The sequence below is a fragment of the Malaciobacter marinus genome (genome assembly GCF_003544855.1).
In the GTDB taxonomy this organism is placed as follows: Bacteria; Campylobacterota; Campylobacteria; order Campylobacterales; family Arcobacteraceae; genus Malaciobacter; species Malaciobacter marinus.
In genome coordinates this window covers 1,717,717-1,730,247 of the sequence record NZ_CP032101.1, presented here as the reverse complement: position 1 = coordinate 1,730,247, position 12,531 = coordinate 1,717,717, and the positions used below count along the sequence as shown (strand labels likewise).

At 25.7% G+C, this 12,531-nt stretch carries 11 protein-coding genes; 5 read left to right on the top strand and 6 right to left on the bottom strand.

Translation table 11 applies throughout. From position 1 onward, the window contains the following. Positions 1-154 precede the first annotated feature (154 nt). The gene (locus tag AMRN_RS08420) at positions 155-1,696 is read left to right on the top strand and encodes a SulP family inorganic anion transporter (protein ID WP_099310248.1); all 1,542 of its coding nucleotides are present in this window, start codon (positions 155-157) and stop codon (positions 1,694-1,696) included. Between the two features lie 8 nt (positions 1,697-1,704). On the opposite strand, the gene AMRN_RS08415 is transcribed toward AMRN_RS08420, so the two are convergent. From AMRN_RS08415 to AMRN_RS08390, 6 genes are all read right to left on the bottom strand, one after another. After that, a complete protein-coding gene (locus tag AMRN_RS08415) occupies positions 1,705-2,352 on the bottom strand; it encodes a response regulator transcription factor (RefSeq protein ID WP_322861803.1) in 648 nt (215 codons plus the stop codon). Continuing rightward, positions 2,330-4,507: a sensor histidine kinase gene (locus tag AMRN_RS08410; RefSeq protein ID WP_099310249.1), complete on the bottom strand. Its 2,178-nt coding sequence runs from the start codon at positions 4,505-4,507 to the stop codon at positions 2,330-2,332. Before AMRN_RS08410 ends, AMRN_RS08415 begins: the two co-directional genes overlap by 23 nt. After that, complete coding sequence (locus tag AMRN_RS08405; RefSeq protein WP_099310250.1) at positions 4,504-5,079, bottom strand: hypothetical protein; 576 nt, start codon at positions 5,077-5,079, stop codon at positions 4,504-4,506. The genes AMRN_RS08410 and AMRN_RS08405 overlap by 4 nt, the downstream gene beginning before the upstream one ends. A 47-nt stretch (positions 5,080-5,126) precedes the next feature. Continuing rightward, positions 5,127-7,574 carry a trimethylamine-N-oxide reductase TorA gene (torA, locus tag AMRN_RS08400; protein WP_099310251.1) on the bottom strand — a complete coding sequence of 816 codons (2,448 nt, stop codon included), beginning with the start codon at positions 7,572-7,574 and terminating at the stop codon, positions 5,127-5,129. 137 nt (positions 7,575-7,711) lie between these two features. Next, positions 7,712-8,110, bottom strand: a complete 399-nt coding sequence (locus AMRN_RS08395) for a DUF2391 family protein (RefSeq protein ID WP_099310252.1) — start codon at positions 8,108-8,110, stop codon at positions 7,712-7,714. A 2-nt stretch (positions 8,111-8,112) separates the two neighbouring features. Continuing rightward, the gene (locus AMRN_RS08390; RefSeq protein ID WP_099310253.1) at positions 8,113-8,718 is read right to left on the bottom strand and encodes a hypothetical protein; all 606 of its coding nucleotides are present in this window, start codon (positions 8,716-8,718) and stop codon (positions 8,113-8,115) included. Positions 8,719-8,811: 93 nt separating this feature from the next. On the opposite strand from AMRN_RS08390, the gene AMRN_RS08385 reads away from it, so the two are divergent. The 4 genes from AMRN_RS08385 to AMRN_RS08370 all read left to right on the top strand — a co-directional run bounded on the left by AMRN_RS08385 (position 8,812) and on the right by AMRN_RS08370 (position 12,530). Further along, on the top strand, positions 8,812-9,300 hold the full coding sequence (locus AMRN_RS08385) for a GreA/GreB family elongation factor (protein ID WP_099310254.1): 489 nt from the start codon (positions 8,812-8,814) through the stop codon (positions 9,298-9,300). Then, positions 9,300-10,211 (top strand): class I SAM-dependent methyltransferase, encoded by a 912-nt coding sequence (locus AMRN_RS08380; protein ID WP_099310255.1) that lies wholly within the window; start codon positions 9,300-9,302, stop codon positions 10,209-10,211. Before AMRN_RS08385 ends, AMRN_RS08380 begins: the two co-directional genes overlap by 1 nt. Positions 10,212-10,554: 343 nt before the next feature. Beyond that, on the top strand, positions 10,555-11,760 hold the full coding sequence (sstT, locus tag AMRN_RS08375) for a serine/threonine transporter SstT (RefSeq protein ID WP_099310256.1): 1,206 nt from the start codon (positions 10,555-10,557) through the stop codon (positions 11,758-11,760). A gap of 56 nt (positions 11,761-11,816) precedes the next feature. After that, positions 11,817-12,530 (top strand): ZIP family metal transporter, encoded by a 714-nt coding sequence (locus tag AMRN_RS08370; protein ID WP_191282103.1) that lies wholly within the window; start codon positions 11,817-11,819, stop codon positions 12,528-12,530. Position 12,531: the final 1 nt, after the last annotated feature.

The window sequence follows — 12,531 nt, the reverse complement described above, 5'->3', positions numbered from 1 at the left end:
AAATTTAAAGATAAAATTTATAAGTATAACTTATTTAAAGATTATAATATCATACAAGGTAAAATATTTTATAAGCAAAAAAGGAGTACACTAAATGCAAAGATAGATAAGGTGAACTTATTATTATCTTTTAATTGAATTATAAAGGAGTAAAATGTTGTCAAATTTAAAAGGCGACTTTTTTGGTGGTTTAACAGCTGCAATTATTGCACTACCCTTAGCTTTAGCCTTTGGTGTAGCAAGTGGTGCTGGTGCAGTTGCTGGACTATATGGAGCAATAATATTAGGTTTTTTCGCTTCTTTATTTGGTGGTACTTCTTCTCAAATATCTGGACCTACTGGTCCAATGACAGTAGTTGTTGCAAGTGCTATTGTTATGTTTCATAATGATATTAATGCAGTGATGAGTGTTGTACTTCTTTCAGGTATTTTTCAGATTTTATTTGGAGTTTTAAAAATAGGTAAATTTGTAAGATACATCCCTTATCCAGTGATTTCTGGATTTATGAGTGGAATTGGAATTATAATTATAATTTTACAAATCAATCCTTTTTTAGGAGTTGATTCTGAAAGTTCTGTATTAAAAACTATATTTGAATTGCCATCGACTTTTACGAACTTAAGCTTTGAATCACTGATATTATCATTTTTTACCTTGTTAATTATGCTTATAACTCCAAAAAAAGTTGCAAAGCTTGTGCCTCCTGCACTTTTGGCCTTAACTATTATGACAATTATTAGTGTATTTTTTAGTTTTGATGTAAAAACAATAGGTGAGATTCCAACTAGTTTGCCAGAGTTTACTATGCCAGTTTTTGAATTTTCAAAATCTAAAGATATAATTCTTCTAGCAATAACTTTAGCGCTTTTAGGAACTATAGATACTTTATTAACATCATTAGTTGCAGACTCAATTACTAAAACAAAACATAGTTCTAATAAAGAGTTAATTGGACAAGGAATTGGAAATACCCTTGTAGCTTTTGTTGGTGGAATACCAGGAGCTGGTGCCACTATGAGAACTGTTGTTAATGTAAAAAGTGGTGGGAGAACAAAACTTTCAGGAATAATTCATGCTTTAGTTCTTGTATTAATTGTACTATTTTTAGCTCCTATTGCTTCCCAAATTCCATTAGCTGTATTAGCAGGAATTTTAATGAAAGTAGGGCTTGATATTTTAGATTATAAATTTTTAAAAGTTGCAAAATATGCACCTAGAAATGATTTAATTGTTATGGTAATTGTTTTCTTATTAACTGTTTTTGTTGACTTAATAATGGCAGTTGGAGTAGGTATTACTTTAGCCTCACTTTTAATAGTATATAGAATTTCAAAAGAGGCCAAATTAAATATCTCATTGGAAAAAGAAGTTTTTTCAGAAGAAAAAGGAAATGAAAAAGTAAGAGTTTTAGATATAAATGGCGCTTTTTTCTTTGGTTCAGCATCTTTTTTTGAAGAAGAAATAAATAAATTATTGGATACTGAAAAATTAATTATAAACTGCACAAACGTTCCTTTTATGGATATCTCTGCAATTTTTACATTAGAAGAGTTAATTTTAAAACTTAAAGATTTAAATATAGAGATTTGTCTAGTTTTAAAACAAAGACATGTAGATAAAATACAAACAGTAGATAAAAGAGAAATTTTTAAAGATATAGCTATTTATAAAACAGTACAAGAGGCTTTTGCCTAATAATTAATTTATTTTGTTAATATCACTTTATATCCATAAGTTGTTGTTTCTATTGAATCTTTAGGCAGTTTCATACGAAGTCTTTTTATAAGTGATCTAATACTCATTGTTGAAGCCATTTCTCCTTCCCATACATATTGTTCTATAAGTTCTAAAGATATAGATTGGGAAGGATATTTTGAAGCTAATATTAAAAACTGTTTCTCTTTATGCGTTAAATGTATTTCTTTATTTAAATTATTATAAAGTATTTCCTCATTTGTATTAAAATAGAAATCATTATTTAAATAAATAATAGTATCTTTTTTACATAATAAATCTATTTTTGCTTCTAGTTCATAAATATAAAAAGGTTTTTTTAAAAAGTCATTGCAACCTTTTATATATGCATTTTTAATTGTATTTAATTCAATATTAGAACTTATTATTATAACAGGTATTGATATATCATAATCTCTAATTGTTTTAAGTAGAGTTAATCCATCAATATTAGGTACATTTATATCTAATATGAAACAATCATATCCATTCATAAAATTGTCAAGTACTAAATTACCATCATTGAAAGAATCAACTTTATAATTTTTTTCTTCAAGCATTTCTTTTATAATATTTGCTAAATTGAAGTTATCTTCAAGAATTAAGATTTTCATCATTTTCTTTACCTTTAGGTAGTGTGATAATAAATTTTGCTCCAACAATATTATTATATGCTTTTATTATTCCGTTCATTTTATTTTCAATAATAAGTTTTGCCATATATAATCCAATACCAATTCCATCATTTTTTGTTGTAAAGTAAGGATTAAATATTTTATTCTCTATATTATTAGTAAAGCCTAATCCATCATCAACAATTTTTATTTTTACACTCTCTTCTATTTGTGTTAAAATAATTTTTATCTCACCTTGTATATTACTTTTTTCCTTTTTTCTTTTTTCTAAGATTGAATCTTTTGCATTATTAATAAGATTTAGAATAACTTGCTTAAATTCATTTGGATATCCATGAATAAAAATATTTTTTTCTAAAACATTAATATATTCAGCTTGAATATTATTATATTTTAATGAATCTTTTAATATATCAAGTATCTCACTTATCCCTAAGCTTATATCAAAGCTAATAGCTTTATTTGATGCTTTGATAAAACCTCTAAAAGAGTCCATTGTTTCACTCATGAAAACTGTTTGTTTCATAATTATATTATAAAAATCATCAATATCTTTATCATTTAGTCTCTTTTTTTTATTATAATAATGCATTTTATGAGCAACTGCTGATAGTTCAACAAGAGGAGTTTTCCATTGATGAATTAAAGCTGAAAGAGTTTCTCCTATTTCTGTTAGTTTAGATTGTTGAATTAGAAATTGTTTATTTATTTCTGCTTGTTTTTTTTCTGTAATATTTGTTATTATTGTAACTGCTTCTAGATTTCTATTTTCATCTTCAACATATTTATTTTTTACCAAATAGTCTTTTTTTAAATAATTAAATTCAAATTGTTCATAGTTAAATATTTTTTCTTTAGAAATATATTTTTTTAAAAATAAAAAAATATTATCAATATCTTTGCTAATAATTTGTGATGAATCTCTTTTAACAAATTTATTAAATGAACTATTACAACCTTTTATTTTGCCATTTGTATCTATCCAAAAAATAGAACTTTCTAAATTATTTAATTGAGCTTCTGAAAGCTTTTTTTGAGCTTCTAGCTTTTTTTGAGCTTTTGTTTTTAAAATAATACTAATTATAGCAATGATTAAAGTAATAAGAATAAAAGGAAAAATTATAAAAATTATATTTATTATCCTATTATATTTTTCAAAAAAGCTTTTTGGAGAGTTTATAATTGTAGCATTATCAGGTAGTTTTATATTTTCTAAATTATATTTTTTTAATACCTTATAATCAAAATACCATAAAGCATCAGCTGTAACAGGTTTAGAAAAGTCAATATATTTTTTTTCTAAAAATTTGATTGCTAATTTTGCTGCTTCTTTACCTTGTTCATAACCTGTTGATAGTTTACCACCTATAACTCCTTTGCCTAGATGGGAATCTGTTAGGGAAAAAACAGGTACGGTAGATTTGTTTATTAAGTCATTAACTTGATAATAAGGAATATATTTGCCTTTTTCATCTATAAATAATGAACCAAATAAAATTGCTGAATTTTCAGGTAATTTCAATAAGTCATTTTCTATTTTTTTTAAGTTACCGTGAAGCGACAAACTAATATTTAATTTTTTATTTATTTTATTTGTTGATTCTTCAAATTTTTTATTTATTAACCGTGAAGATAAAGATAAGTCATTTATTAAATAAAGTTCTTTTAAATTTGGTAAAATTTTTGATATATATTCTATATTTGTATTTAATTGTTTATTTTCTAAAACTACAGGGATATGTTCTTTTAATGCTTTTTTTACATTAATTCCTGGTAAGTCTTTATCTAAACCACAAAAAACTAATTTAGAGTTTTTAAAAATTTTATTTTTATATTTTAGTACAAAATCAATTGCATAATTATCAGCAACAATGACTACATCATATTGCTGATATTTATATTTTTGTAAAAAAAGATTATAAAGTGCGCTAATATAATCTTTAGAGTGGTATTTTTTACTATCCATATATTGTGTAGTTAATTCATACCTTTTATAGTTTATTAATACTTCTTCCACACCTTTCGATAAATCATCACTCCATTTCAATCCTTTATTATAAGATTGCAAAAGAAGTATTTGTTTATTTGCTGCTTCTAAATTTATTAATAAGAGTAGAATTAAAACTATTTTTTTCATTTTTTACCGTAAATATTTTTCTTTTGAAAATAGTTAACTAAAGTTTTTTCTTCTTTTGGCGATAAACCTGCTTGTTCTGCCATAGAGTTAATCAAAGAAGGAAACTCTCCAGCAAAATGACTACTTGGAGCTGGTATTTCATGACAACCACTACATCTTTGACTTGCAAAAGCTGATTCGTCATTCCATATAGATTTAAAATTATTTGTTAAATCTTTATTCATTATAAAACCTTGAATACTATTTTCAATCCATATTTCTTCATAGTCATCTTCTTTAGTTTGATAAATTTTTCTTTTAGGTGAATTTTCATTACGTGTTGCTAATGTAACAGTTACTCCATATTTAAAAAAAATCTCATCATTAGGTTCATCTTCATATGACCAACCTTTAATTTGAACCAAACTCTTATCTTTATATTTTTCTAAAATTTTAACTTTAGTACCTTTTGTAATTATAGCTATTTTATCATTATTTTTATTCAATAAATTTGCTTGTTTTGTCAAAAATTTATTTTGTGCAAATAGTGATGAAGAAAAAAATACAATAGCAGTTATTATTAAAAGTCTCATGTTCTTCCTTTGTTGTTTTTTATTATTAAAGAGAGAAGAATCTCTCTTTAAATAGTTTTTGGAGGAGTAAATACTTTTATTTGAGGTAATTCTCCTGTATATTTTTCAAAGTCAACTAAAGCTGTGTGGGCAATATTTCCTTGTGCAAGTTTTGATGTTCCTTTATCTATTGTCAATACATTTACATGCCCATGAATGCAAGAAGTATCACCATTTTGTAAATCAGCTGGATCATACCAAGCTCCTTCACATAATTGGACAACATTTTTTCTTATATTTGAAGTGACTACTGCACCAGCTAAAACTGAACCTCTATCATTGAAAACTTTTACAACATCTCCATCTTTTATCCCTTTTTCTTTTGCATCTTCGATATTTATTAAAATTGGTTCTCTTCCTTTTACTTCATATACATTTCTTAACCAAGTATTATTTAGTTGAGAGTGAAGTCTATATTTAGGATGAGGAGAAACAATATGATATGGATATTTATTTGCTTTTTTACTTCCTAAATATTCCATTGGTTCATACCATTTTGGATGTGGAGCACAATCATCATAGTTATAGCTTTCTATAGTTTTAGAAAAAATCTCAAATTTTCCAGATGGCGTTCCTAATCTATTTTTTCTTTTATTTTTTATAAAACTTTTAAAAGAAACATAGTTTTTTGCTTTTTGAGAAATTTTGAAGTCTGTATGTCCTTTTTCCCAAAAATCATCAAATTCAAGCATAGGGATATTTTTGTCTTTTGCTTGTTTTAAAGAGTTATTATAAAACTCTTTAATCCAATCCATTTCATCTTTTTTCCCTTCTGTATATAACTCTTTTAATCCTAATTTATCCATTATTCCTACTGCAATATCATAATCATTTTTTGATTCAGCAATTGGTTCTACTGCTTTTTTCATAGCCATAATAGATTCATGTGAACCATGACCAAAAAATGTAATATCATTTCTTTCAAAAGTTGTAGTAGCAGGAAGCACTATATCTGCCATTCTTGCACTTGCTGTCCAGTAAGGTTCTATAAATATAATTGATTCAGGTTTTTGCCATGCTTTTATCAATTTGTTAACATCTTGATGATGGTGAAAAGGATTTCCTCCTGCCCAGTAAATCATTTTTATATCTGGATATGTTAGTTTTTTCCCATTATAATCAAATTTTTCACCTGGATTTAATAGCATATCTGCAATTCTTGCTACAGGAATATATTTTGATTTTTTATTTACCCAAGGAATATCTTTAGTATTTTTAAAATTAATTGGAAATGCACTCAATCCTGGTCCTGTTGCAGCAGGTGCACCGATGTTAGAGTAGTGTCCTGAAAAAGTAAATCCTCCTCCTTCTTGACCAATTTGACCTATCATACAAGCCAAAGTTACCATCATCCAATGTGATTGTTCTCCTGAATCCATTCTTTGAATAGCCCAACCACCCATAAGCGTTGTTTTTCCTTTTGCAAATAGTTTTGCTAATAATTCAATGTCTTTTTCAGAAATTCCTGTAATTTTTGATGCCCATTGTGGTGTTTTATCTATATTATCTTCTTCTCCAATTAGATATTTGAAAAATTGTTTTCTACCATATGTATATTTTTTCATAAATTTTTCATTATAAAGTTTATTTTTATACATATAATTAGCAATTCCTAACATTAAAGCAACATCAGTTCCTGGTTTTAATGATACTTGTTTTGCATTAAGTTTTTGTGCTGTTTCTGTATAAACAGGATTAATATTAATTATATTTATTTTTCTTTTTTTACTCTCTTCTTTTAAATCTTCCATATAATCATAATATCTATGATCTGCACTTGTCCATGCTATTTGATTTGTAACATATGGGTCTGCTCCAATTATTACTAAATTATCAACATTTTTTATTACTGTAGGCCAAGCAGAAGGTTTATAATAACCACTCGCACTTCCTGTTACATATGGCAAAATTACTCTAATTGCACCAGTAGAGTAAGTATTTACATCATCAACAAATCCACCTGTTAGTTTTAACATTCTTTGTGCAATATTTCTTACATTATGCATATTTCCTGAAGTCCACCAACCATAACAACCTGCATAAATAGAGTCTGGTCCTGTAGTTTTTTGTACTCTTTTAATCTCTTTTGCAACTAGTTCAAAGGCTTTATCCCAAGATACTCTTACAAATTTTTCTTTTCCTCTTTTTGTTGTATCACTTTTGTGTTCATGTTTTAAAAATCCTTCTCTTACATAAGGATATTTAACCCTTGTTGGAGTATAAACTCTATCTGGCATTGCTTCAATCATTGGGCTTGGATGATTGTCTTTTTCATATGGAATAGTTCTAACAAACTTTCCATCTTCAACAACTGCATAAAATGCTCCATAATGTGAAGTTGTTAAAATCTTTTTTGCATTATTAATTACCATGGCATTTAATGCTGGATTAATTGATGCTAAAGTCACGACTGCACTTGTACTTTTAAGAAAATCTCTTCTTGATAAATTTTTCATAATCTCACCTTTTTGTAAATTATGTGAGAAGTTTAGCAATTACAATTGGCAAAATGTTGTCAATATGTAAAATTAATTTTATGAAGTGAATATAATATGTATAATTTGAATATTATTATTGTTTTTAGATTAAGAGTTTACTCTTTATCTAAGCCATCTACTATAATAGCACCTATTGAAGCTGGCATTGATATTACAATTATTCGTTTAATTGCAAGTAGGGTGTCCGTAAATAGTGGTAGTTTGTTAAGTGCAAAAAGTGTTAAACTTACAACTAAGATAGTTATAAAATAAGCTATGAAAATTCTAAATATAAATATAAAAACTCTTGATTTAATATTTGTTTGGAAAATACTTCCATATGTATAAATACTTAAGAAACAAACTGTTAAAAATATTAATAAACTTAAGTTTAAATTAGGAAGAGTTTGCGCTATATCCCATGCTTCTTGTGAAAAAGATATTGGCACACATAATGCAAATGCACCAATTATTAATTGTGAAATATCTTCAGTATTAAATCTTAAGTTTCTCAAATTTAACCTTTATTTTTTACATCATCAAAATCTTCTCTTACTATATCAATCTCTTCTTGAAATGATTTTGCATCACCATAATCAAAAAATTTGTTATATCTTGAGTGAGTGTCTTTTGTTTTATCTGCATGTTTAATAGGACACCAATATTGTTCTGTTCTTCCAGCAACTTCTCTAACATATCCCATTAGACCATTGAAATATTCACAATATAGACAGTTTATTTGTTGTATTTTATTTAAATAAAATAGATTATATCTATCAATGATTATGTAATCTTTTCTATTTACTTTAGGAATTCTATAGATTGGAAAACATATTGCTTGATATAAAGAAACAATAATATCAAGTAAAAAAGCAGGAATTAAAACTGACCAAATTATAGGAATTGTAAGAATAATACTTATTCTTTCTCTCCATAAATATTTAAATGAATTTATAACCTTACTTTTATATTCATTTATATACTCTCTATCAAATTGAAATTTTTTATTAAAATTTTTGTCAAAGTAAAATTTTTCTTTATTTTTTTCATACTCTTTTTTTAAGTCTTCTTCTAAACTTTTAATCTTTGTATAGATTTCATTTATTCTGCTATTGTTTGACATATTTTCCCTTTTTAAATTTAATTATCATAGCTTTAAATAGCTTAACTGTAAGTTATTAAATCATCTTTTTATGCTCTTTAGATACAATAAAAAATGAGAAAAGAGTTAATAACACAAATGGGGTTTAAAAAGTTTTTAGATGAGTTTAATAATCTTCTAAAAATAGAAAAGCCATATTGGGTAAAAGAAAAAGAAATAGCTGCCCAATTTGGAGATAGAAGTGAAAATGCAGAGTATATAAGTGCAAAAGAACAAATAAGAAATATTGATAAAAGGCTTAGATTTTTAGATAAAATTATAAAAAATACTGAAGCTATAAAAACAGAAGAACTTTCCCATGAGAAAGTAAATTTTGGTTCACAAGTTACAATACTTAATTTAGATACAAATGAAGAAAAAATGTATATTATTGTAGGCACATATGAAACAAATCCAAGTGAAAATATGATTTCAAATAAGTCACCTTTAGGTAAAGTTCTTTTAAATAAATCAATAAATGAAGAGTTTGAATTTATAATAAATAATGAGACTTTTGTATATGAGATTTTAGATATTAAAAAATATAATTTTAAAGTAGATTGATGAATATATCAAGTTTAGAAAAGATAATAGATGAAAGTTTAAAAAATAAAACGCAAGAGTATAAAAGATTATTTCATGGAAGAGGTAATTTTTATGAAGATTTTAACTATTTAACAATAGATAGCATTGATGATATTATATTTGCAACAATTTTTGAAGAAATAAATAAAGATATAGAAAAAGAGATTATTGATTTTTTAGAAAAAATATATGAAAACTATAACTATAAAACATTAGTTTTACAAAGAAGATATTTAAATAATGGTGAAAATGAAGTTTTAAAAGGAACTTTAAATAAACAAAATCATGCAATAGAAAATGGTTTAAAATATAGTATTAATTTTTCAAATAAAAATATTGGATTTTTTGCAGATATGAAAAAAGGTCGTCAATTTGTATATGAAAATGCAAAAGATAAAAAAGTATTAAATCTTTTTTCTTATACATGCTCTTTTAGTGTTTGTGCAATTAAAGGTGAAGCAAAAGAAATTGTCAATATTGATATGGCAAAAAATGCATTAAATACTGGACGTTTAAATCACCAAATAAATAATCTTGATACCAAAAATGTAAAATTTCTACCCCATAATATACTAAAATCATGGGGAAAAATAAAAAAATCTGGACCTTATGATATTATAATTATTGATCCACCTTCTTTTCAAAAAGGAAGTTTTGCTGCAACAAAGGATTATGAAAAAATAATTAAAAGATTAGACTCTTTAGCTTTTGAAAAATGCATAATTTTAAGCTGTTTAAATGCCCCAGAATTAGATACAAGTTTTATTAAAAACTTATTTGAAAAGTTTGCACCTGAGTTTAAATATGTAAAAAGATTAGATAATTTAGAAGAGTTTATTTCAAAAGATAAAGAAAAAAGTTTAAAAAATATGATATTTGAAAAATCATAAAATTATATTTTTAGCCCCATAGCATTATGAGGCTATATTAGTATTTGGATTTATACACTCTTTTAATATTGTTACACTTGTATAAATAAAAAACATTACACTAATTGCTACAAAAGATAAACCTGCTTTAATCATTTTGAATCCTTTCTTAATTTATTTTATTCTTAAAATTTTATAATTTAAGTATTACAAAATGGTTGCAATTTAAAACTAAGAAAGTGCAAAAATTTAAATTAATTTACAAAAAATGGCATAAAGTTTTAAAATAAAATAAAATTTTGTTATACTTTTGCTTTTAAATTTTAAAATTAGATAATAATAAAATTATAGTGATAGGATTTATATGGCTCAAAATGGTTTACTACAAAAATATCTCAATGGAAATTTAGTCTTACAAATTTTAATAGGTATTATTCTTGGTGTTGTTGTTGGTTTTTTATCGAAGGATTTGGCAAATGCCGTTTCTATTCTTGGAGTTTTATTTGTTGGAGCATTAAAAGCAATAGCTCCTATATTAGTTTTCATTTTAGTATCAACTGCAATTGCAACAAAAGAGATGGGAGTTCAGACTAAAATAAAACCAATTATAATTTTATATTTAGTAGGTACATTTCTAGCTGCATTAGTTGCTGTTAGTGCAAGTTTTTTATTTCCTATTGAATTAGTTCTTCCTGATGCACAAGAAAGTGTGTTAACTCCTCCTGATAGTGTAATATCTGTATTAAAAGGTGTTTTATTTAATATGGTAGACAATCCAATAAATGCTCTTCAAACTGGAAATTTTATAGGTATTTTAGTTTGGGCAATTGCATTGGGGTTTGCCATGCACTATAGTAGTGAAGATACTAAAAATGTATTTTTTGATATATCTTTAGGTGTTACAAAAATTGTAAAATTTATTATTAAACTTGCACCTTTAGGTATTTTTGGTCTTGTTGCAAATACTTTTGCAAAAACAGGATTTGATGCACTTTTTAGTTATGGAAAAATCTTAGCTTTATTAGTAGGAACAATGCTTTTTATAGCATTTGTAGTAAATCCTATAATTGTATTTATTAAAACACAAAAAAATCCTTTTCCTTTAATTTTTACTTGTATAAAAGATAGTGCGATAACTGCATTCTTTACAAGAAGTAGTGCTGCTAATATTCCTGTAAATATGAATCTTTGTAAAAAATTGAATCTTGATGAAAATACTTACTCTGTTTCTATTCCTTTAGGTGCTAGTACAAATATGGCAGGTGCTGCTGTTACTATTACTATTTTAACTTTAGCAACTGTACATACTTTAGGAATTACTGTTGATTTGGGAACTGCACTTTTACTTAGTATTATATCAGCATTAGCTGCTTGTGGAGCTTCTGGTGTTGCTGGTGGTTCACTTCTTTTAATACCACTTGCTTGTTCACTTTTTGGAATCTCAAATGATATTGCGCTTCAAGTAGTTGCAATTGGTTTTGTAATTGGAGTGGTTCAAGATTCACTTGAAACGGCATTAAACTCTTCAACTGATGTACTTTTTACTGCAAGTTGTGCTTCAAAGGCTTAATTAAGCTCTTTGAGTATATGCTATAACCTAATAAATTATTAAAAGGGTTCTAGCATATGAGTATTATTTCTTCTATTATTATATTTTCTTTACTCTCAGGAATTACAGTCTTTTTTGGGGGATTGCTTGCATTCTTTTTTGAAAAAAAATTTAAAAAAGGATTTTTAAAAGAAGAAATCATTCACTTATTTATAGCTTTTGGTACTGGTATAATGCTTAGTGCAATCTCCTTTGTCTTAGTGCCTCATGGTTTGGAAAAGACACATATATTAATTGCTATTTTTTTAATTCTTTTAGGTGGAATTATATTTTACTATCTAGATGGTTATATTCAAAAGAAAGCTAAGCATACCGCTCAAATCATGGCTATGCTTCTTGATTTTATTCCAGAATCAATTGCTCTTGGAGCTTTATTTGCATATGATTATAAGTTAGGAATGGTTTTAGCTTTATTTATTGCACTACAAAATCTTCCAGAATCTTTTAATTCATACTTAGAACTTAGAAGTTCAGGGTTTAAAATAAAAAAATTGTTAATTATACTTTTTCTTCTAAGTTTTATAGGAGTTATTTTTTCTCTTTTAGGATATTATTTATTATCAGAAAATCCTTTTATTACTTCTGCTTTGATGCTTTTTGCAAGTGGAGGAATTTTGTATTTAATTTTTCAAGATATTGCTCCTAGTTTAAAATATAAAAATAATAGACTTATTGCAATAGGAGTTAATATTGGTTTTATTGTAGGCATTTATGGGAATAGTTTCACTTAAT

What these genes read in the sequence shown, in the direction of transcription:
- AMRN_RS08420 (WP_099310248.1), top strand. Translation starts at nt 155, where the DNA reads ATGTTGTCAAATTTAAAAGGCGACTTTTTTGGTGGTTTAACAGCTGCA.
- AMRN_RS08415 (WP_322861803.1), bottom strand. Translation starts at nt 2,352, where the DNA reads ATGATGAAAATCTTAATTCTTGAAGATAACTTCAATTTAGCAAATATT.
- AMRN_RS08410 (WP_099310249.1), bottom strand. Translation starts at nt 4,507, where the DNA reads ATGAAAAAAATAGTTTTAATTCTACTCTTATTAATAAATTTAGAAGCA.
- AMRN_RS08405 (WP_099310250.1), bottom strand. Translation starts at nt 5,079, where the DNA reads ATGAGACTTTTAATAATAACTGCTATTGTATTTTTTTCTTCATCACTA.
- torA (WP_099310251.1), bottom strand. Translation starts at nt 7,574, where the DNA reads ATGAAAAATTTATCAAGAAGAGATTTTCTTAAAAGTACAAGTGCAGTC.
- AMRN_RS08390 (WP_099310253.1), bottom strand. Translation starts at nt 8,718, where the DNA reads ATGTCAAACAATAGCAGAATAAATGAAATCTATACAAAGATTAAAAGT.
- AMRN_RS08385 (WP_099310254.1), top strand. Translation starts at nt 8,812, where the DNA reads ATGAGAAAAGAGTTAATAACACAAATGGGGTTTAAAAAGTTTTTAGAT.
- AMRN_RS08380 (WP_099310255.1), top strand. Translation starts at nt 9,300, where the DNA reads ATGAATATATCAAGTTTAGAAAAGATAATAGATGAAAGTTTAAAAAAT.
- sstT (WP_099310256.1), top strand. Translation starts at nt 10,555, where the DNA reads ATGGCTCAAAATGGTTTACTACAAAAATATCTCAATGGAAATTTAGTC.
- AMRN_RS08370 (WP_191282103.1), top strand. Translation starts at nt 11,817, where the DNA reads ATGAGTATTATTTCTTCTATTATTATATTTTCTTTACTCTCAGGAATT.